13 protein-coding genes and 1 pseudogene are annotated in these 22,844 nt (G+C 40.5%); 1 reads left to right on the top strand and 13 read right to left on the bottom strand.

Going from position 1 to position 22,844, the window contains the following annotated elements; all coding sequences use genetic code 11:
• Positions 1-127 precede the first annotated feature (127 nt).
• The 8 genes and pseudogenes from RWO85_RS02495 to RWO85_RS02460 all read right to left on the bottom strand — a co-directional run bounded on the left by RWO85_RS02495 (position 128) and on the right by RWO85_RS02460 (position 15,982).
• Positions 128-6,433 (bottom strand): SpGH101 family endo-alpha-N-acetylgalactosaminidase, encoded by a 6,306-nt coding sequence (locus RWO85_RS02495; protein ID WP_314413786.1) that lies wholly within the window; start codon positions 6,431-6,433, stop codon positions 128-130.
• A gap of 371 nt (positions 6,434-6,804) precedes the next feature.
• Positions 6,805-7,320 (bottom strand): annotated as a pseudogene (gene tnpA, locus RWO85_RS02490) (IS200/IS605 family transposase).
• 276 nt (positions 7,321-7,596) lie between these two features.
• Entirely contained in the window at positions 7,597-8,325 is a 729-nt protein-coding gene (gene yaaA, locus RWO85_RS02485; RefSeq protein WP_314413785.1) for a peroxide stress protein YaaA, read from the bottom strand.
• A gap of 184 nt (positions 8,326-8,509) precedes the next feature.
• Positions 8,510-10,105 carry a hypothetical protein gene (locus tag RWO85_RS02480; protein WP_314413783.1) on the bottom strand — a complete coding sequence of 532 codons (1,596 nt, stop codon included), beginning with the start codon at positions 10,103-10,105 and terminating at the stop codon, positions 8,510-8,512.
• 11 nt (positions 10,106-10,116) lie between these two features.
• Positions 10,117-10,527, bottom strand: a complete 411-nt coding sequence (locus RWO85_RS02475) for a peptide deformylase (RefSeq protein WP_314413782.1) — start codon at positions 10,525-10,527, stop codon at positions 10,117-10,119.
• 114 nt (positions 10,528-10,641) lie between these two features.
• On the bottom strand, positions 10,642-13,338 hold the full coding sequence (locus tag RWO85_RS02470) for a cation-translocating P-type ATPase (RefSeq protein WP_314413780.1): 2,697 nt from the start codon (positions 13,336-13,338) through the stop codon (positions 10,642-10,644).
• A 237-nt stretch (positions 13,339-13,575) separates the two neighbouring features.
• Complete coding sequence (locus tag RWO85_RS02465; protein WP_314413778.1) at positions 13,576-14,547, bottom strand: glycosyltransferase family 2 protein; 972 nt, start codon at positions 14,545-14,547, stop codon at positions 13,576-13,578.
• A gap of 1 nt (position 14,548) precedes the next feature.
• The gene (locus RWO85_RS02460) at positions 14,549-15,982 is read right to left on the bottom strand and encodes a hypothetical protein (protein WP_314413776.1); all 1,434 of its coding nucleotides are present in this window, start codon (positions 15,980-15,982) and stop codon (positions 14,549-14,551) included.
• Positions 15,983-16,142: 160 nt separating this feature from the next.
• Here RWO85_RS02460 and mntE point away from each other — a divergent pair, with 160 nt between their 5' ends.
• Entirely contained in the window at positions 16,143-17,327 is a 1,185-nt protein-coding gene (mntE, locus tag RWO85_RS02455) for a CDF family manganese efflux transporter MntE (protein WP_314413774.1), read from the top strand.
• A 36-nt stretch (positions 17,328-17,363) separates the two neighbouring features.
• On the opposite strand, the gene RWO85_RS02450 is transcribed toward mntE, so the two are convergent.
• The 5 genes from RWO85_RS02450 to RWO85_RS02430 all read right to left on the bottom strand — a co-directional run bounded on the left by RWO85_RS02450 (position 17,364) and on the right by RWO85_RS02430 (position 22,808).
• Positions 17,364-19,235, bottom strand: coding sequence for an ABC-F family ATP-binding cassette domain-containing protein (locus RWO85_RS02450; protein ID WP_314413773.1), 1,872 nt, complete (start codon positions 19,233-19,235; stop codon positions 17,364-17,366).
• Positions 19,232-20,431 carry a CCA tRNA nucleotidyltransferase gene (locus tag RWO85_RS02445; RefSeq protein ID WP_314413771.1) on the bottom strand — a complete coding sequence of 400 codons (1,200 nt, stop codon included), beginning with the start codon at positions 20,429-20,431 and terminating at the stop codon, positions 19,232-19,234. The genes RWO85_RS02450 and RWO85_RS02445 overlap by 4 nt, the downstream gene beginning before the upstream one ends.
• Complete coding sequence (gene dapB / locus RWO85_RS02440) at positions 20,428-21,195, bottom strand: 4-hydroxy-tetrahydrodipicolinate reductase (RefSeq protein WP_314413770.1); 768 nt, start codon at positions 21,193-21,195, stop codon at positions 20,428-20,430. The genes RWO85_RS02445 and dapB overlap by 4 nt, the downstream gene beginning before the upstream one ends.
• Positions 21,196-21,583: 388 nt before the next feature.
• The gene (locus RWO85_RS02435) at positions 21,584-22,432 is read right to left on the bottom strand and encodes a DegV family protein (protein WP_314413768.1); all 849 of its coding nucleotides are present in this window, start codon (positions 22,430-22,432) and stop codon (positions 21,584-21,586) included.
• A gap of 1 nt (position 22,433) precedes the next feature.
• Positions 22,434-22,808, bottom strand: coding sequence for a DUF1149 family protein (locus tag RWO85_RS02430; protein WP_001050081.1), 375 nt, complete (start codon positions 22,806-22,808; stop codon positions 22,434-22,436).
• Positions 22,809-22,844: the final 36 nt, after the last annotated feature.

Raw genomic sequence — 22,844 nt, 5'->3', positions numbered from 1 at the left:
TTCATCCACTTATCACAGTAAGCGGTCTCATTTCCCATTTAAAAATGGAGAGAACCTAGAGGTTCTCTCCAACTAAGTTATTTCTGTCTGAATCCTAGTCCCGGTAAACTTTAAAATCCAGTCTTCTTTAATTTTCTTTACGTTTTGTTACAAGTACAGCAGCTGATAAGGCAAGACCGACGCTAGCTAGGAAGATAGCTGTATCAGATTGGCTTTCTCCTGTTTCTGGCAATCTCTTCTGATCTTCTGTTGAAACTGAAGTTTTAGATTCTGCAAGTTTTCCTTGGCCCAATTGACCAATCTGATACTCAGGTTTTTCAATAGTTGGTGTTGCTTGATCGCCTGCTGTAGCCAATAGTCCTGTGTAGGCTGGCTCTTCGTTTACCAAAGCTTCTACTGCATTAGCACCGCCTTTATATTCTGGCTGAGTTGCTAGTGTAGGTGCTGCTTCTTCACCCGCTGTTCCAAGCGGGCCTTTATACTCAGGCACTTCAAGAATCGGTGCCACCTCTTCACCTTTGCTACTTGTAGGAGCATCTGGTTTAGCAGTCTGATCTTGTAGTTGGTTGAGATATTCTGCAAAGTAGGCAACCATTCTTTCAGTCAAGAGATGGTTATCCGTAGCATATTTCATGCTAGCTACTACACTTGCTACCTCCTCTTGATTTTCTTTGCTGGTCAATTTTTGAGCTTTCTCTAAAGCTGTTTCATAACCTGACAAATCAAGAGCTGTTTCTGCAACCTGTGGACGACTAAAGATTAACTCAGCAGCAGCTTGATATTTATCACCACCGTCTCCATAAGTCTTAGTACTTGTCAAAACAATTTTCTTAGCCTTGATTGTCTTACCAAAATCAATATCTTTTGGTTTATTGTTATCTGGCCAATCAGTTGCAGTGAAAGTATGTTCTTTACCAGACTCATCTGTCACAACAAGTTTCACATCACGCAAGTTACCATTTGATCCTGATCCACGTGGCACATAACGGAATCCAATGATTTCTGTCGCTTCTTTCAATACCATAGTTGCAGGTTTACCAACATCTCCACCATTCCAAGACGTATGCCATAGACTTGACAAGTTACCATCAAAGGCATTGGCCAAATCTTCCCCCGCTTGCGCTGGAGCATTTAGACTTTCAAAGTCTTCTGCTACCAAGGCTGTTTTCTTTTGTACCAAGGCATTCTTCAGAGCGTCAATCTTAGCAATTTCAGCACGCGCTTCTTCTACACTAATGTCATCATCTGCTTGACTGAGGTTAAAGACAGCTTCCTTCAAGGCATCCATAGATTCCTTAGTATAGTTAGTCATAGCAACTGTTGGCAAGTAATTCTTCAGAGCATTTTCTGTCAACATCTTACCAGTTAACGTGATTTCCTCGATTTGAAGTTTATCCATAATGAAGTCATTGTAACCACGGAAGTTCGCATTCCCACCAGAATCTCCACGAGTATTGCTTGCGTTACCAGTTGAGTAGATACCTACCCAAGTATCGCCTGTTTCTGCACCTGTTACAAGGAAGGTTACCTTCTTAGCTTTCTTAGAATCTGTCCAAGTATTTGGCAATTCATGCATTTCCAAATTGCTTGCTTGATTACCGCGACGACCTGACTGGAATTCTCCCTTACCGACTACAAAGGCATAGGTATTGTCAGAGCCCGCTTCGTATTCAAAGGTTACACGATAAGTCTTACCAGCTTCAAAACGGAAGTTTTGAGGAATTGTTTGGTAAACCAAGTTACGACGGCTAACTAGCCCATTTGTCTTCAATGACCAATTTCCTTCGATAACATCATCGACTTTCTTACCATTCCAATCACGTTGTGTATATGGATCATGTTTTTCAGATAAGTGAGTACGATTATCCTCAACTCCTTCGATACCACCAATTACAAATGGGAAAATACCTTGAGCAACATTTTCAAAGTCTTGTTTAAATGTTCCTTTAGCTGTATCATGATTATCTCCGTACATACTTGAATTATTTTCAAAGGTACGAATTTCATCAAAGTAAGTTGCTTCATCACCAGCTTCACGACTCAAAGTAAGAGTGACATTTGATACATCTGAACCTGTTGTAAAGAAGGCATACATGTTTTGGAAGTAACTTGTATCGTCAACTGTAGCATTGTCACGACGAGTATTATGGGCATAGGCCTTAACATAGTTAAGAGCTAGTGACTTATTGGTATAGCTAGTCACTTCTTTTTCACCAGTATTAACTGTGATACTTGCCTTAGCATTACTACGGTTATCAACACCGACATAAACAGCATACTTAGTATTTGGTTTCAAACCAGTCAGTTTCTGAGTAAGGCTGACTGTGCTCTTGTTGCCTTGGATACGAAGCATTTCATTTGCGCCTTGTGATTTGACAATTTCTACCTTAGAAGCATCACCAGAAATAGTCCAGTGTTTCAAAGTTCCACTGTTAAATCCTTGGTCATAGATATGCATACCTTCACTCCATGACATTTCAGGATTGGTTTGTTTTGAACGGTAGAGAACATATGGTTGATTTGCAGTAAGATTAAGGGTAATCTTACCATCTTTCACAGCTACTTCCTGTTCTTCAGTCTTACCTTGGTCAGTTAGTTTATAAAGGTAAACCTTGTTCTTTGCCCAATCGTTCGGAAGTGTCCAAGTTGTTGCACCAGCTTGCGTATTGAAGTAGTACATTTTTTCCTTATCAGCAGGAAGTTTTTTACCATTTGCATCCCAGTTCCAAGGAGTCAAGTAAGCTGAACCATCTTGGATGACACGTCCATTGAGAGTCACTGTACGTTCACGGTATTGTGGACTGTTGACATCATTAGATTTACGAGCTACAACAACCTTGTTATTTGCAGCATCAACCAATTCAACTTTCATTTCTGGAGTCCATTTATAGGTACTACCATTGTCAGTCATGGTTACTGGCTTGCCATCTTCCCATTTGCTGACTGTAAAGTGTTGGAAGTACTTGGTCATGACATCATGAGCAAACAAGTTGGTTACATAGCCATTGTAGTCACTTCTTCCTTGCCAACCTTCAAAGTCTTTCATGCTGTAACCACCTAGAAGTGGATAGTTAGCTGCTCCACCGTAACTTCTGTAATCCCCAACCCAAGAATCTTTTTGGTGGTTGCGGATAAAGCGCGTGATGGCACTGTTGATACCTTTATTAGTATAGCCACCATAGGTCAAGTCAGCTGCCCAGTGTTGGAAGGTAGAGTCGTATTCACCACCATGGCCCCACTCGATCGCAAAGCGCCAGCCTTGTTTGTTAATTTCTTTAGCAAGAACGTGGGTAGCCCAGGCACCATTATCACCTGACTGGCCATTGCCCCAAACGTCCACATAGATAAAGTCGAGACCTTCACCAAGTTTGTTTTTCAATTCTTCCCAACGAGCTAAGCGACCATGCGCCAAGTCATAAGCAGCATCAATGTTAATACCTTGATCTAGCCAGTTCCAACCATAGCTGTAGCTTCCATCTGGATTCTTACGAAGAATATTTTCGTTAAAGTATTTAGACTCAGGATAAGTTTCAGAAGCGTTAACGTGGATACCTAGATGAGCTCCATATTTCTTCGCTTTCTCAATCAAAGCCTTGAAGTCTTCAACTCCACCAATACGTTTACCAATATCAGCATAGTTCAAGTGGCCTGAGTCATGGCCTTCACTACCATACCCTTTAAGAAGAACACCTTGTCCAAGACCATCTGTATGGAGATTGATCTTCTTAATACCATCCAAGGTCATAAGGAATGGGTTTTGTGCTTGAGAACCAAAGTTCATCGCGATACGATATGCTGTGATATCCTTGACTTTTTCCCAACCTTGAGGGTTGTTCATGATACTACGATAAGCAATGGCTCCATCCTGCCAGTCGACTTTACTATCCGCATTGGCATCTTCAGTGATCACAACCTTGGCACTTGGAAGTTCCTTAGTATATTCTGGGAAGACAATGCCCTTATATGCTTTTTCCCATTGCCATTCAGAGCTTTGAATTCCCACATAGTTTGTATTTCCAACAGTTTGTTTGAATGCTGTCAGACGAGTCCAGTCATTCGAGCCACCACCGTAGCTGTTTTGAGAATTGCTCCAGACACCTGCAGCAAGCTTATCTGTAGAAACAAAACCATACATGTAACCCTTAGCCAAATCTTTCATTGGATTGGTTACAGCAATATGATCATCTCCACTGATATGAGTGTTGTTTGACATAGTTGCCCCATCAAACTTAGCTCCAGCTTGGTCGCTTGAAACCGACACAAGTGAGTTCCCTAAGAAATTGATAGAGGAGAGAAGTTTTCTTTCATCATCAATCTTCTGACCTGGAGTAACTTGGTTGTGGTTGACAATCTTGGTTACATCAAAGTGCAATTGATTGTCCACAACTTGCAAACGTACGGTCATATCTGAATTGATGAAATTCTTCTCATCACGAAGCTTCATCAAGTACTCTGCAGTAGTATCATTAATCTTCTTATAGGTGACTTCAGGTGTAATTTCGTGATTGTTTACTAAGATTTTCTTAAGTTGTTGAACTTGTCCTGGCAAAGTATGACCATTCAAAGTATATTCCTTGACACGTGGAAAGGCTTGGTCAATCACTGCTTTTAGGACTTTAGACTGGATGGTATCATAAGTCACTTTACTATCATCTACCACCGCACCAGTTTCTTTTTCAGCAGTAGCTTCAGTAGCTTGAACTCCGTCTTGATTGTCAGTCTTAATATTTACAACTGTCTTTTCAGTACCATATGTACCAGCTTTCAGTAAGATTTTCTTTTCATTTTTAAGATTTTCATTAACAGCGGCTGGCAAAGTAGCCGTATCAAAAAGTTTTACATCATTATTTGTTGCATTCAGCTGACCATCTGATTTTAAGCTAATAATCAGATGATTCACTGATCCATTTACTGGAGCTGCAACACGACCACCCTGATACCATGTGCTATTACCTGGTGTCTTGTATTCCCAGAACCAACCTGATTTATCATATCCAACAAAGACATTATTGTTTGTATCTTTAAATTTCAAGAAAACACCAAAACGTGATTTGCCTGTTTCAGATTCTTCTTTGAAAGTGAGATCTACATTCGCATTCCCATTCGCATCCACAGTCAATCCTTGTTTTTCAAACAAGGCTGGTTTGCTGGCATTGTCATTTTGATCTGTTGAAGACAACTTATTGTATCGAACACCATTTTCCTCACGAATGGCTACAGTCCCTTGTTGTTCTTTTCTTGCTACAGTTTGCCATTCAGGAGTAACTTCCGTTGGTGTCTCTGGCTTAGCTGTCGCTGGTTTTTCTTCTTTCGGCTTATCTTCTTTTGGCTTTTCTTCAACTGGTTTTTCAGTTTCCTCTAAATTCGCTGGTTTTGAACTAGAGATTCCCTTAATATGATCCTGGATCCATTTTAGTTGAGCTGGAGAGAAAAGGATGCCTCCACTACGGACTCCAACCACACCATTTTGATGAACCCCAATCAATTTACCATCCGTATCAAATATACCGCCACCGCTAGCACCTGGTTGTCCACCTTGATATCCAACTCCTTGAACACCTTCACCATAAGATTCAGCAAAATCCACAGTACTGTTAATAACTGGTGCCAGCTTACCAGCAGGATAGCCAAACATATTGACTTTATCCCCAACTTTCTTAACAACTGGCTTTTCAGTGACTTCTACAGGAGCATTTTCAAGAACTGTACGCAATCTTACAAGAGCCAAATCGTTCTTATAACCCTTTAGATAGCCGTCCCGATCCCAGTGAATCACATCTTTTTTACTAAATTTTACATCATCTAAACCAGGGTAGGATATACTAAAAATATCGCCATCCCCTTTATCATTATCCACAACCTTACGAATATTTCCATCTTGCTGATCCTTGATAAAGTTGTGAGAAACAGTCAAAACAAGATCCTTACCAATGACAATACCACTACCTTCTCCTGATGGAGTCTTAATCTTAACAGTAGCGCCATAGTTCAATTCTCCATTTTTTGTTTTAGCAACATCGTCAGGAACTAGACTGCCAGTATCTTGTGCTAATTGGTCTTTATTTACCTCTTTACCATTATCAGTGGCTTTTTCAACTTTGCCTTCCAATTCTTTCGGCAACTTGTCAGTAGTTTCTTTGTTTTTCTTTTCAAGAGCTAATAACTCTTCTTCAGTTTTTGGTCCATCTGTTGTTTCAGCAGAACCTGGATTTGCTACTGCGGCTTCCTTATCGAACTCTCGTCCATTATCGCTCGCCTTTTTATCCAAATCAGCCAGCTCACTTGGCAAATTATCTGTTGAGCCAACTGTTGGTGTGTTAGCCATTACTGGAGCAGTAGCAAAAAAACTAGCCCCAATCATAACTGAAGCAGCACCTAGTGCAAATTTACGAATACTGTATGTACAGCGTTTTTCAAAAAATCGTTTATCCATTAAGTCCTAAATCCTTCCACTATATACGTAAGCGTTTACATCTGCTGTTCAAAAAAATACTCCTTTCTGTCTAAAAAGTGTAACACTTACGTCATTAAATAAAAAATGATTATACTTTTAATATAACAGATAATAAGAAATAAAGCAATAGAAAAGATAGGGAATGACTAATTTTTTCTTTCAATCCTAGTAAAATTGAAGTATAAAATCTCCAAAATACTCTAGAAAAATCATGACCACCCGTCAAACGGGTGGTTTGTACCAGGGCTATAAGCCCAAATTACCAGCCAGCGCCTAAAGACGCTGGCTTTCACGTTGTTCAAGCCTTATTGCTCTTGACTCGTCACTTGCCTCTTAAAGAGGCTTTAGTATTACTTACCACTATCCCTAAAGGGATCCTCATATTCTTTTACACTCAATTTATCTAGTGCTATATCATGCTTTACTCGTTCTCAAATTTTCATACTCATGAAGAAATCATCCACTGGATAATTTCTTTACTCTTGAATATATTTCTTAATTGTGGCTTCATTGAGCCCTACTGTACTCACATAATAACCTTCTGCCCAGAAATGCCGATTCCCAAACTTGTACTTGAGATTGGCGTGTTTGTCAAACATCATGAGTGCACTTTTGACTTTTAAATACCCCATAAAACTTGAAACACTTATCCTCGGCGGAATACTTACTAACATATGTACATGATCAGGCATCAAGTGACCCTCGATAATTTCAACTCCTTTATAACTACATAAGCGATGAAATATTTCGCCTAAACTACTTCGATATTGATTATAAATAACTTTTCGTCTATACTTAGGGGTGAACACAATGTGATATTTACACATCCACTTTGTGTGTGATAAACTATGTGCCTTTTGTGCCATATTTTTCTCCTTTCGCTTTACAATTGGCTTGAACACCTTTATTGTATCGCGTTTGGAGTTTTTTGGGTATAACCTTCGACACGCACCCGCATAGCGGGTAGTTCTTTTGCCTCGCACCTAACAGAGCGAGACGGACTGAAAGTCACATAATAAAATGCATATCATCAAATTTTTCCAATATCTGATAATATGCATTTTTCTGATTTTAAAGATTTTTTAACCAACCTCATACATTTTAGAAAAAAGAAGTTGATTCTCAATTTGAATTTTTCTCTTTTATACTTTCTTTACAAAAACCAATTCCTGTTGCTGGGACAGGTCTTCTCGGTAGTTAAATCCTGCAAAGCTTAACTTACGAGCTTCCTCCACTGTTTTTACTTGATTTTCTATCAGGGCTGTCAGGAAGGCTCCACGCGCTTTCTTAGAAATAGTTGAGTGAATTTTCAACTGACCATCTCTATCCTCCAAGAATTTGAAGGTCACCATCTTTTCTCTGATTTCCTTAGAAAATACGGTCTCAAACTCGGACGACAAGAGGGAGAAAATCACTTCTTCCTGCTTCAGAGCTTCATCATAGACGTCCTTCCAATGGCTCTTCAAAGTCTTACCAGCGACTTTTAATTTCATCAAAAAATCCAAACGGTAAGGGGCTATGGGTGACAAGGCTGGAATGACACCGTACAAAGCCGAGGTAATGAAGACATGATTTTCAAGATAGGTTTGTTCTACCTCGATCAATTTATCTCGCTTGATATGGCGGTACATAAGCCCATCAAAAAGTTTCAAGGATGGGTAGTTTTGAGCAGTTTGGTTTTTTAAAGCTTGGATATTTTGAAATTCTTCCGCAGCTTTCTCGGCTGATATCTTATAAAAACTCTCCAATTGACTAGCAGAATAGAGGGCCAAGGCATCCAGCACAGCCTGACTTTCTGGTTTTAAAGGAGCGGATTCAATACTCGGCAAGTCTGTGTTCATTTCTTTTGCTGTTGGGATTAAAATTTTCATATTGATAGTGTAGCATATTTTTTTGCCACTACCAAGGAATTCATCTGAAAAGAGACTGGGGAAAGTCTTAGAAATCAGAAAAACGCATCTATCAGGTGTTGCAAAACCTTGATACAATACGTTTATTATGGAAAGATTTACTTCATTTTTTCCTGAAATTAAGATTTTTCTCCAGCCTCTCCTCTTACTGCACTTTAAAGGTCTTGAGATAATTGTCTTTACCGACTTGACCTTCGAAGGTTTTACCATTTTCAAGGTAAGGGAGGTCATCTGATACAGAGGCCTTGACCTTATATATCTTGCCATCAACTTTAAAGAAGTAGACAGTATCGCCCTTGATAACAGCTGATTTGAGGTCTGCTACCACACCCTTGATGCTTTCTGTCGTTGCATTGTCAATTTCAAGGTCGTTTTTCTTGGCGTACTTGCTGAGCAGCTCTTCCACTGTCGTAGCTACGATGACATTCTGGTACTCGACTGCGTCTACCAAAGCATACTCTTTGACCAAGCCTGCATTGTCCTTCAAGCCCATGATATAGAGAGGCTTATCATTGAGGTTGATGAGGATTGGGAAGGTCGCCTTGTAGGATTTCTCCTGAACAGCACCTTCGGCTGATTCACGGGCTGATTCTTCGGTCGCAGAAGCCAAGCTGTACTTAGTGATTTCTCCTGTTCGCATATTTTCAAGGATGAAACCAAGATTACTTTCATCCGCATTGGCCGACGTCACACCTGTGTAGAGGTAGATGTCATTACCGATAGACAAATAATTATATCCCTTGGTAGTCTGGGTCACGTTTTTCTTGGAAATCATGGCATTCCAGAAACCATCCTTGTACTTGCCGTTATAGTTGATTTGCTCGATGGTTTCCTCAGCTGGATAGACCCTGTCCACCCATTCTGGAACATCTGCCAAGCTGTATTCCTTGGTTTCTCCATTTGTGGCATCCAAGATAATGACTGAAACAGGACGAGGAACCGCAAGTCCAAATTGCTTTTGGTAAACCGTTGCTACATAGAAAGGATTACCCTCATCGTCCACCTCGAAAGATGGAGTCTTGAAGATTTTGGTTGGATATTTAAAGCGCAAGTGCCGTTTGACGTCGCGGTTAAAATACTCCGAGTCAGAATACTTGATTGGTGTCTTCAAGTCCACCAAATTCGCATTTCCAGTTACCATGTCCACCTTTATATACTCACCGATTCCCTTGGCTTGATTGTTAAACCATTTGATAGGGTCTGCATATTCTAGTGGCGTAACTCGATAAGGTTTCCCATCAATCGTCAGTTGGGTATAGGTATCTGCCGCTACGTATTGCGACACCTTATCTGTTAGGGAACCCAAGTAGCGGTCACCAATTTTTTCAGCAGTACTTCTATCTAAGATAGGAACCTTACTGGTGTCAGTCTTAGGAAATTCAGTAAAGTCTTTTTCCGTCACCGTGACTACATTGGCATAATTTTTAGCCTGAAAAATGCTAGAAGTCACCAAGGAAACCAAACCTGCCAAGAGAAGAATTCCTCCAATAGAAGCAAAAAGAACTTTCCCTAACCGATTGATTTTGAAACCCTCAAGATTTAAAGCAGCTTCCGCCTTGCCGTGGCGCACATGAACCGTTTTGACCAGATTGATCCCCTTGCCAAAGCCAAATAAGATTGATACAACCAGCAAATGCCCACAAAGGAAAAAGAGAAATTCCCAGCTGGTCAGGTTAAGAGGCGGTAAAAAGATATACCAGGTCGTTGCGATAAAAAGCAGTTCAAAGACTATTCGTTTCATTTGCTTTCCTCCTAAATGATTCGTCCTTCCAAATGATCCAGTTCATGCTGGCAAATCTGAGCTGGGAAGCCTGTCAAGGTAATGGTCTGTTCCTGCCACTTGCTGTCACGATAGGCAACCCTTATGGTTTCATAACGCTTAGTAGGTCTCACACCTACCAAGGACAAACAGCCTTCCTCTGTCTCATAAGGTCCTTCAAAGGACAGGAGCACTGGGTTAAACATGACCACAGGAACCAAGCCCAGATTAAAGATAATCACGCGCTTCTGCACCCCAATCATATTGGCAGCCAAACCAACACAGGTCTCACGATTTGCTAAGAGTGTATCCTGCAAATCTCTGGCAAGATACAGATCATCCTGATTTGCCAGCTGAGATACCTGAGATAAAAACAAAATATCCTTCACAATTTTCTTTTCCACTTCCTCACACTCCTCTTGCTTTTTACTATATTATAGCAATTATAGCACAAAAGCTGATAACTGTAACCCCTTACCCTCAACTGTAGTAAAAAGCCATCCGAAGATGACTTTTTTTTAAATCGCATTCTTATCAAAACCGAGTTTGCGTTGAATAAACTTAACAATTTCGACGATAATAATCATTGAGAAGCTTCCGCCCATAACGATTCCCCATTGAGACAAGTCTAGTTTGGTTACGTGGAAGATTCCTTCAAGCGGTTCTACGATGATTGTTGCCATAAGAAGGATGAAGGATACCAAGATGGACCAGTTGAAGGTCTTAGACTTGAATGGACCAACTGTCAAGATGGATTGGTAAACAGACTTGACATTGTAAGCATGGAAGAGCTGAATCAAACCAAGGGTTGCAAAGGCCATAGTTAGGGCATCTGCGTGCATGGCATGATTATCACCCACATGAACTGGGTAAGCAATTGCAAGACCATAAACACTCATAACAATAGCTGCTTGGAGTACACCTTGATAAATGATAGAACTGAAAACACCACCTGAGAAGAAGCTTGCCTTACGACCACGTGGTTTATGGTTCATGACACCTGGCTCAGCAGGTTCAACACCAAGAGCGATAGCTGGGAAGGTATCTGTTACCAAGTTAATCCACAAAAGATGAACTGGTTGCAAGACGTCCCAACCAAACAAGGTTGATAGGAAGATAGTCAATACTTCAGCAGTATTGGCAGAAAGTAGATACTGAATAGTCTTTTGAATGTTTGAGAAGACCTTACGTCCTTCTTCCACTGCAACGATAATAGTCGCAAAGTTGTCGTCAGCAAGAATCATGTCTGAAGCCCCCTTAGAAACCTCTGTACCAGTGATTCCCATACCGATACCGATATCGGCTGTTTTCAGAGCTGGCGCATCATTGACACCGTCACCTGTCATGGCAACGACCTTACCTTGTTTTTGCCATGCTTTCACGATACGAACCTTATGTTCTGGAGACACACGCGCATAAACAGAGTATTGACCCACTACTTTTTCAAAGTCTTCATCAGATAATTCGTTGAGTTCAGCACCAGTTAAAACGTGTCCTTCTGTATCATTTGCATCGATGATTCCCAAACGTTTGGCAATAGCTTCTGCAGTATCTTGATGGTCACCCGTAATCATGATTGGACGAATTCCAGCTTCCTTAGCCACACGAACAGCCTCAGCTGCCTCAGGACGTTCAGGGTCAATCATCCCAATCAAACCAGTGAAGATTAAATCATTTTCAAGCTCTTCAGAAGTAAGGTTTTCTGGAATACTCTCAATAATCTTATAAGCACCTGCAAGGACACGCAAGGCTTGGTGAGCCATTTCAGAGTTGTTTGTATGAATGAGGTTTGTAACCTTCTCATCAATCGGAGCAATATCCCCAGCTTTGTCACGAAGAACACAACGTTTCAAAAGTTGGTCTGGCGCACCTTTGACTGCTACAAGGAAACGACCATCTGGCAATGGGTGAACCGTTGACATGAGCTTACGGTCAGAGTCAAATGGCAACTCAGCTACACGTGGATATTTCTCTAAGAAACCTTTGACATCGTAACCCTTGTCCAAGGCATACTGGATAAAGGCTGTTTCGGTTGGGTCACCAATCAGATTGCCTTCCACATCGATTTTCGTATCATTAGCCAAGACAACTGAACGAAGAAGTGGCATTTCAAGACCTAGCTCAATGTCATCAGCTGAGTCATGTAGGACTGCATCGTAGAAGACTTTTTCAACTGTCATCTTGTTCATAGTCAACGTACCAGTCTTATCAGAAGCGATGATTTCGGTTGAACCAAGTGTTTCTACTGCTGGTAACTTACGAACGATAGAGTTTCGTTTAGCCAAAACTTGAGTACCAAGGGCAAGAACGATAGTTACGATAGCTGGGAGCCCTTCTGGAATGGCTGCAACGGCAAGCGCAACAGAGGTCATCAACTCACCGAGTGGATTTTTGCCTTGAATGAAGACACCCACTACAAACGTAACAAGGGCAATGACCAAGATAGCATAAGTCAAGACCTTAGAAAGGTTGTTCAAGTTTTGTTTAAGTGGTGTGTCTGTCTCATCCGCATCTTGAAGCATACCTGCGATATGACCAACTTCAGTGTACATACCTGTATTGACAACAACACCCATCCCACGACCATAGGTCACGTTAGAGTTTTGAAAGGCCATGTTGACACGGTCCCCAATACCAGCGTCTGCAGCAAGCTCGACTGTCAAGTCTTTTTCGACTGGCACAGACTCACCTGTCAAGGCTGCTTCTTCAATTTTAAGAGAATTGGCTTCTAGCAAACGTAGGTCTGCAGGTACCACATCACCTGCTTCAAGGGCAACGATATCTCCAGGTACCAATTCTTTAGAGTCAATCTCCGCCATGTGGCCATCACGAAGAACGCGAGCAGCTGGACTTGACATAGATTTGAGGGCTTCGATAGCTTCTTCTGCTTTCCCTTCTTGGTAAACACCAAAGGCAGCGTTAATGATAACCACAGCTAGGATAATGATGGCATCTGCGATATCTTCCCCACCAGAAGTCACGACTGACAAGATAGCCGCCGCAACTAGGATGATAATCATCAAATCCTTAAATTGTTCGATGAATTTGACCAGGATTGATCGTTTCTCGCCTTCTTCGAGCTCATTGTGGCCAAATTCGGCAAGGCGTTTTTCTGCCTCGCTTGATGACAAACCTTGCTCGGTCGCATCCACAGCCTTCAAGACCTCTTCAGGACTTTGAGTGTAAAACGCTTGGCGTTTTTGTTCTTTTGACATGTGTCTCCTCCTTGACATTGTGTGCAAAACAGACTCTCTTTTCCTCATCGTATCTTTTCACGACAAACAAAAAGAGACCTGTTAATCATAACAAGTCTCGCTGTTTAAGATAGGGCCGGAAAGCATACTTTTCAGTATAAAATTCGAAATGACGACACTATCACAGGTTTCTGCCAGCTACTCCCTTGAGTAGTACTATTATACCAAATTTTGAAAAGTTTTTAAAGAGTAAAGATTCTATAAAATTCTATCCTTATCAAAAGTACGTTCACTGATAATATATCTAGGACGACGTTTCGTTTCTAGGTAAATCTTTCCAATATACTCACCAATGACTCCCAAACTAATCAATTGTACTCCACCAAGTAAACTAACTATTGCATAGGTGCTTGTCCAACCAGCCACAACCGTACCAGCAAACTTACTCCATAAAACCCAAATAATCAATAGAAAGCTAAAGAATGATGTCAAGACCCCAAAACTTGTAATCAACCGAATCGGTTTGATTGATAAGCTTGTAATACCATCCATAGCCAAACCAAGCATTTTAGAAAGTGGGTAATGGCTCTCGCCAGCAATTCGTTCATGGCGCTTATACGAAACGTAAGAATATTTAAAACCAACTAAAGGCATTAAACCACGAAGAAAAAGATTAACTTCTTGGAACTTCTCTAACTCCTTCAAAAATCTTTTTGATACCAATCTATAGTCGGCATGATTGAAAACAACTTCTGCTCCAAATAAGCGTAGTACCTTATAGAAACCTTCAGCTGTAATTCGTTTAAAAGCAGAATCCGTGTCACGATTATCCCGTACACCATAGACAATTTCCGAACCACTTTTATACTCCGAAACCATATTGTCCATGCAATTAATGTCATCTTGTCCATCAGCATCAATGGTAATGACTATATCAGCAAACTGAATAGCTTCATACATACCTGCAAGGACACTACTCTGATGCCCCCTATTACGACTTTGTGACACACCAACTACAGAAGGAATGGAATTAGCATAACTTTCAATCAGTTCCCAAGTCCGATCCTTACTACCATCATTTACATACATGATTTTACTAAGAGGATGGATTTCTTCTTTCTTTACTAATTGTTCAATTTTTTCAACAAACATTGGATTAGTATGTGGTAAAACTTGCTCTTCGTTATAACATGGAATAACTATATATAAAATTGGATTTTTCCTGCTCATGCTATTCTCCTCCTTTTCTATAAATCATAGCTGTATCAATCTGTTTTTCTAAGTGATAATTTACTTTAATATAATCCTTAATAAAAGAGTCAGTCCTCTTACCATAATCCCATTCAGTATCAAATACAATATAGATAGGAGGATTTTCTTGTATAGATTTTTTAAACTCATCAATAATAACTCGATCATCTGTCACAGCTGGGATGAAGAAAAATTTTGTACTAGCTAGCCGTTCACTATACAAATAAATTGTTCCATTTTGACGGTGTGTATAAATTCGGTCATCCATCGACGTATTTTTCTCTATATAGCTAGCAACGCGTTGCTGTTTCTCAGATCTATTCAGATATCTTGTATTCATACTTTTCATGATGGATTTTACATCATTCTGGTATACAATAATAAATCCTAAGAATAAGACAAAAAATACTTGAAAAGACATTTTCTTGGATATGCTATGAAATAAATAGGAAATATATGGAATCAAAATCGGGAGCATTACTAAAATGTAATGACCATAGCTTCTTTTTGAGATAAGAGCCAGAAGTAAACAAACAATAAAAACAAAATGATAGAAGATTGATTTTATTCCAAATTTCTTCCACAGTGGTATCAAGGAAAATAACATCAATAAATTAAGACTTAAGAGATTTGTTTGAGAAATGTACCATCTGATAATCTCATACATCGAAACGTTATTAGACTCTGTAGTATAAATAAAATTAATTCCAATCGACTGGTATACCATTTCAATAAAGATGCCCTTTGAGAACAGATATAGGCACAAAGGGATAGTTGGTATTAATACTCCAACGAAAAATAATCCTATCAAAGAAATCAATTCCCTATATGCTTTCTTTAGTATAAAATCAATCAATACATAAATACAAAATACTAGCCAAATCCCTATCATATTTGCTTTCGTAAAAAATACAATAGCGAAAAATGCACCTGATACTACGATATCATTTTTGCTGAAATCATTTTCTATAAATAATTTCAAAAAAATGTATAATGAATAAGCCAAAAAAGGTAAAATAAAACCTTCTAAACTCCAGCCACCATCAAAAAAATACTCATAAATTATAAATATAATTGCTAAAGTTAAAATTGTTTGCTTATTCCCAGTAAATAACCTTGAAATCTTATAGCTAGCTATAAAGAATAGAAATGTGCAAAATAGGTATAAAAATTTAATTCCTAACGCACCACCAATAAGATATCCTAGGTAGTTCAGTAAAAAAACAACTGGCCCCTTATGATCAAATAGGTCTGCATACATCAATTCTCCTCGATTCATTGCATACCCAAAATATTCAAAAATACTAGCATCTGAAAACGGTATTCCTTGTTTGACATTTGTTACCATCGAAAACCAGACTAAAACAGTAAAGAGTAAAGAAATACTCGTTACTAAAATACTCATTTTTTTCAATCTTATCCACCTCAACTTTTCACTTTATCAGTCTATCACATTTCCTAAAAAAAAAAAGCATTTTCTGTTTTGTATTTTCTTACTTTTATCCATCCTATTTGAATTTTCTCTTGAAAACCAGTATAATGGTAAAATGCTATGTGACTAGAAAGGAAATTGAATGAAGCAATCTATCTCAAATCTCAAGTTAGCTGAGCGTGGGGCCATTATCAGCATTTCGACCTATTTGATCTTGTCTGCAGCCAAATTAACAACTGGGCACCTCCTCCATTCATCCAGTTTGGTGGCAGATGGTTTTAACAACGTGTCCGACATCATTGGAAATGTGGCCCTCTTGATTGGAATCAGGATGGCACGCCAGCCTGCTGACCGAGACCACCGTTTTGGCCATTGGAAGATTGAAGATTTGGCAAGCTTAATCACTTCCATCATCATGTTTTATGTCGGTTTCGATGTACTTCAGGATACTATTCAAAAAATTCTCAGTCATGAAGAAACGGTCATTGACCCTCTTGGTGCAACTCTAGGAATCATTTCTGCAGCGATTATGTTTGTAGTTTATCTCTACAATACTCGCCTCAGTAAGAAATCCAACTCCAAGGCACTCAAGGCCGCAGCAAAGGACAATCTTTCCGATGCTGTTACCTCACTTGGTACTACTATTGCCATCCTAGCCAGCAGTTTCAATTATCCCATTGTGGATAAACTGGTTGCTATCATCATCACTTTCTTTATCTTGAAGACTGCCTATGATATCTTTATCGAGTCTTCCTTTAGTCTTTCAGATGGCTTTGACGACCGTCTGCTTGAGGACTATCAAAAAGCCATTATGGAAATTCCAAAAATTAGCAAGGTTAAATCGCAAAGAGGTCGCACCTACGGTAGCAACATTTACCTTGATATTACGCTAGAAATGAATCCTGACTTGTCTGTTTTTGAGAGTCATGAAATCGCGGATCAAGTCGAGTCTATGCTGGAGGAACGTTTTGGAGTCTTTGATACCGATGTCCATATCGAGCCCGCACCTATTCCTGAGGATGAAATTTTAGACAATATCTACAAAAAATTGCTTATGCGCGAGCAATTGATTGATCAGGGAAATCAACTGGAGGAACTCTTGGCTGACGATTTTGTCTATATTCGTCAAGATGGAGAGCAGATGGATAAAGAGGCCTATAAAGCCGAAAAAGAGTTGAATTCTGCTATCAAGGATATTCAGAACACTTCCATCAGCCAAAAGACCAAACTCATCTGCTATGAGTTAGATGGTATCATCCATACCAGTATCTGGCGCCGCCACGAAACCTGGCAAAATATCTTTCACCAAGAAACCAAAAAAGAATAGAGAAATCCTGTCATGAGACGGGATTTTTCCATTCTTCTAGCTATCAAAGTCACTGAGATACTCATAGCGTTCGTATTTTTCAAGGAGTGCTTCGTTTTTCTCATCTAGCTCTTTCTGAAGAGTCGCTAGTTTACTAAAGTCAGAGCCGTTGGCCTGCATCTCCTCTTCAATAGCAGCGATACAATCTTCCAAGACTTCAATATCGCCTTCAATACTTGCCCACTCCTGCTTTTCTTGATAGGTCATGCGTTTCTTATCTTCACGGACCTTGACCACTTTTTCCTTTTCAGCCTTTTGCACTTGATTGGCCATATCTGTTTCAAAAGCCTTTTCATCTAAATAGTCGGTGTAATGACCAAAGAAAGGACGAATCTTGCCATCCTCAAAAGCTAGAATCTTGGTCGCTACCTTATCCAAGAAATAGCGGTCGTGGCTAACTGTCAAGACAGGCCCTGCAAAGCCTTGCAAAAAATTCTCCAAAACTGTAAGAGTAGCAATATCCAAATCATTGGTCGGCTCGTCCAAGAGAAGGACATTTGGCTTTTCCAAGAGCAATTTGAGGAGATAAAGACGTTTTTTCTCTCCACCAGACAATTTCTCAATCAAGGTTCCATGCGTCGAACGTGGGAAAAGGAACTGCTCCAACAACTCAGCGATGGAAGTCGTAGAACCACCGCTGGTCTTGACTTCTTCTGCCACTTCCTGCAGGTAATTGATCACTCGCTTGCTTTCATCCAATCCCTCAATTTGCTGAGAGAAATAGGCAATGCGAACTGTTTCCCCTATCACAACTCGACCTGCTGTCGGTTCAAGACTTCCTGCAATTAGGTTAAGCAGGGTTGATTTCCCCACACCGTTGTCTCCAACGATTCCAATACGGTCTTTGGCCTGCACCAAGAGATTAAAATCTTGCAGAATGGGCTTGTTTTCATAGGCAAAGGAAACATCCTGAAACTCGATGACTTTCTTCCCAATCCGACTAGTCTCAAAATTCATGGTCAAATCTGTTTCAGCAACGCCACCTGAAACTTCTTTCTTCAGGTCATGAAAACGATTGATACGAGCCTGTTGCTTGGTCGCACGCGCCTGCGGTTGTCTGCGCATCCAGGCCAATTCTTGCTTATAAAGTTGTTCCTTTTTGTGGAGAAGAGCCGCATCACGCTCGTCCTGTTCCGCCTTAAGGCGAACATAGTCCTGGTAATTTCCTTGGTATTCTGTCAATCCTGCTCGGTCCAACTCGAAAATCCGTGTTGATAAAGCGTCTAGGAAATAACGATCATGGGTGATAAAAAGGACGGTTTTCTTAGAATTTTTCAAAAAGAGGGTCAGCCACTCGATGGTTGCAATGTCTAGATGGTTAGTAGGCTCGTCCAAAAGCAAGAGGTCATGGTTGCCAAGTAAAACTTGCGCCAACTGAACCCGTCTTCTTAGACCACCTGACAATTCTCCAACTGGAGTAGATAAATCCTGAATACCTAGCTTGCTAAGAACGGTCTTGACCTGACTCTCAATTTCCCAAGCCTGGAGAGAGTCCATCTCCGCCATGACCCGTTCCAAACGTGCCTGCTTGTCCTCACTATAGTTGAGCATGATCAATTCATACTCACGAATAAGCTGGATTTCCTTGAGGTCGCTGGATAGGACCGTATCCAAAACTGTCTTGCTATCATCAAAATCAGGATCTTGGGTCAAGTAACCAATCTGGTAATCATTCTTAGCTGAAAAAGGACTGACATCCCCATCAAAGCCAGAAACACCAGAAAGAACATCTAGAAGGGTAGTCTTACCCGTTCCATTGACACCAATCAGACCGATTCTGTCTAGGTCATGGATGATAAAGGAAATATCCTTAAAAACGGTCTTGTCACCAACGGATTTACTTAGTTTTTCAACGATAAAATCACTCATTTTTTCTCCCTTAGATAAGCATGGATGGCTTGTCGGTCATTTTGCAATTCTCCATCGACAATGGCATACTCAATCTCTGTTAAAATCTCTCCCAAGTCTGGCCCTGGCTGATAACCATATTCCTTGATCAAAATACCACCATTAATCTGAATTTCTTTCTTGTCATGAATGGTCAAACTCTGATAGGTTACTGTGACGGCTTGTGGGTTGACTTCTTTTCCTTGAGCCTGACGAAGATTTTCAGCCTGTAAAAGTAAGTCCAAGTCAAAGCGGTAACAATCGCGCTTGCTCAATTCTCCCTTTTCACGCAAGGATAAAATAGTCAGTAAATCCTGAACTTGCTTGGCAAACTGGCGTGATGTCTTCCAAGCTTTCAAAAATGTCTGTGCATTTTCAATTTCCAAAGCCCATAGTAAAGCCGCCCATGCTTGTTCAGAGGATTCAAAGGTAAAATCAGTCTCCAAATCAAACAGTCTATTAAGCTTGTCCTGGCTAGATGCCATATCAGGGAGATAGTCATAAGCTTGACTCTCAATCATGGAAGCCAAGCCCCTCCTCCAAAACGGAGCCAGCAAGAGTTTATCAAACTCAACAAAGGTACGCTCTACAGAAATTTTCTCCAAAAGTGGTGTCAAGGTCTTCATAGCCTTAAATGTTTCTGACTCAAGTTCAAAGCCAAGGCTGGCCTGAAAACGGAAACCACGCATAATCCGCAAAGCATCTTCGTTGAAACGCTCACTAGCCATTCCAACTGCTCGCAAGACTTGGTTTTCCAAATCCTCTAAACCATGGAACAAGTCAACAATTTCTCCTGTCTCGTCCAAGGCAAAGGCGTTGACTGTAAAATCACGGCGCTTGAGGTCTTCCTCCAGCGAACGCACAAAGGAAACCGCACTGGGTCTACGATAGTCCACATAGACATCCTCTGTTCGAAAAGTGGTTACCTCATATTCCTCATCCCCATCTAAAACCAAGACAGTTCCATGTTCAATTCCGATATCGGCTGTTCGCGGAAAAATCTGCTTGGTTTCTTCTGGATAAGAAGACGTCGCAATATCCACATCGTGGATGGGACGATTGAGGAGGGCATCTCGAACAGAGCCTCCAACAAAATAGGCTTCAAAGCCTGCTTCTTTAATTTTTTCTAATACTGGTAAAGCCTTCTGAAATTCAGAAGGCATTTGCGTTAATCTCATAATAAGTGTTCTAATCCATAGACAAGCTCATGACGCTTGACAACTTCTTTAATTCCCAAATTCACCCCTGTCATGAAGGAGCTGCGATCATAGGAGTCATGACGGAGGGTCAATCCTTCTCCTTGATTGCCAAAGATGACTTCCTGATGAGCTACCAAGCCTGGTAGACGGACAGAGTGAATCCGCATGCCATCAAAGTCAGCACCACGGGCACCTGCAATCAATTCTTCCTCATCAGGCGCACCTTGCTGAATGGACTCTCGAACTTCTGCCATCAATTCAGCTGTTTTAATAGCTGTTCCACTCGGAGCATCCTTTTTCTTGTCATGATGTAGCTCGATAATCTCCACATTGGAGAAATATTTGGCCGCCTGCGTCGCAAATTGCATAAGCAAGACAGCACCCAGGGCAAAGTTAGGGGCAATCAAACCACCCAAATCTTGGGAACGAGAAAATGCTTTTAGTTCAGCAATTTCTTCACTAGTGAAACCAGTTGTTCCAACTACTGGAGCAAAGCCATTTTCAAGAGCAAAGCGTGTATTTTCATAGGCAACAGCTGGTGTAGTAAAGTCTACCCAGACATCCGCTTTAAAGCCTGCTAAATCAGCCTTATCCTTGAAAACAGGAATACCCTGCCATTCTGATTCAGACTCAAAAGGATCCAAAACTGCTACCAAGTCCAAGTCTGGATCAGCCAAGACCATCTGACAAGCAGCCTGGCCCATCTTACCCTTAAAACCAGCAATAATTACTCGAATACTCATCTCTACTCCTGTCTAAGATACAAAGGACGTTGGCTGCCCATGAAAAATAGGGAATGGCGCTGACTTTCCACGAAAGGCAAGACAGACATCTTTTTTCAAGAGGCAGGTAGTCCGTGTTCAATTTCTAAGATACAAAGCCTGTAAGAACACAAAGTGAAAATAGGAATTCTGATCCAGGGATGTCTACTCCTTGGAAGAACTATCTTTTTCACACAGGGTTCCAGGCGTGTTCAATTATCAAGATTCAAAGGACCTTAGCTGCCTATGAAAAATAGGGAATGGCGCTGACTTTACACGAAAGGCCAGACAGGCATCTTTTTTCAAGAGGAAGCTAGTCCGTGTTCAATTTCTATGATACAAGATTTCTTAACTAGCCTAGAAACACCAACTAAATCACTGGAATATAACCCAGAGCAATACTTCCTGCTCCTAGGTGTGTCCCAATGACACTACCAAATGTAGCTAGTGAAATATCCGTACCTAGTCCAGATTCAATCAAGTGCTGACGCAATTCTTCAGCCTTTTCAGGAGCATTTCCGTGAATGACAATGACTCTGTATTGACCTGAAGCTGTTGCTTCCTTGATAATCTCAATTAAGCGCTTGGTTGCTTTCTTTTCAGTACGAACTTTTTCGTAAACTTCAATCACACCTTGGTCATTGAAATAAAGAATTGGTTTAATGCTTAGCAGATTACCCAAAATCGCAGCCCCATTTGAAAGGCGTCCACCTTTCACCAAATGATCCAAATCATCCACCATGATAAAAGCTGACGTACGACTAATTTGAATAGCTAGTTTATCCTGAATAATGGCAAAATCATCGCCCTGGTCGCGCCAGTTAAAGACACTTTCAACCATGATACCCAGAGGAGCACTTGTAATCAAGGTGTCTGGGAAAGCAATGGTTAAACCTTCATAGTCATCCACCATATACTGGATATTTTGGTAAAAACCTGAAATTCCAGAAGATAGGAAAAGCCCCAAGGCATGTGTATAGCCTTGTTCTTTGAGCGAAGTTAGAATCTCATCTAACTTGGCAATACTTGGTTGACTGGTCTTAGGTAATTCAGAAGCCTGAGCCATTTTTTGATAAAATTCCTCAGCAGTCAGATTGATACCTTCGACATACTCCTCACCATCAATATTGACAGGAATATCCAAGACAAACAAATCTTCTCTTTGTAAGGTCTCTGCACTGAGATAGGCAGAGGAATCTGTGATAACAGCTAATTTCATATTAGAACTCCAAATTGATTCCTGGTAAGTCTAATGCAATTTCAGTTACTTCGTAAGTCAAACGGTTGAGCATGTTCAAACATGGACGGGCCAAAGTTTCAACTTCTTCTTGGTTCAATTCACTTGGTTCGTTAACAATACGACCATCGATATGATTTACCTGTGAAATGGTTCCACTGATGACAAATTTATCAAATACAATCATAAAACTCAAGACAACAATCAAAGAAGTCACTTGATTTTCTTGGTCATGTTGAATTAATTGGAAATTCACATCTACCTTAGTTTCAGGAGCTCCATTTTCATTTTCCCATTCAAAATTACGCGCATCAAAATGATACTGACTAACAAATTCTTGTTCACGTTTAAGATTCATGTCTTTCTCCCTCGGCTACAATATTATAAGCTATTG

The organism is uncultured Streptococcus sp., from assembly GCF_963521865.1.
Lineage (GTDB): Bacteria > Bacillota > Bacilli > Lactobacillales > Streptococcaceae > Streptococcus.
This window is presented reverse-complemented; position numbering and strand designations above follow the sequence as displayed.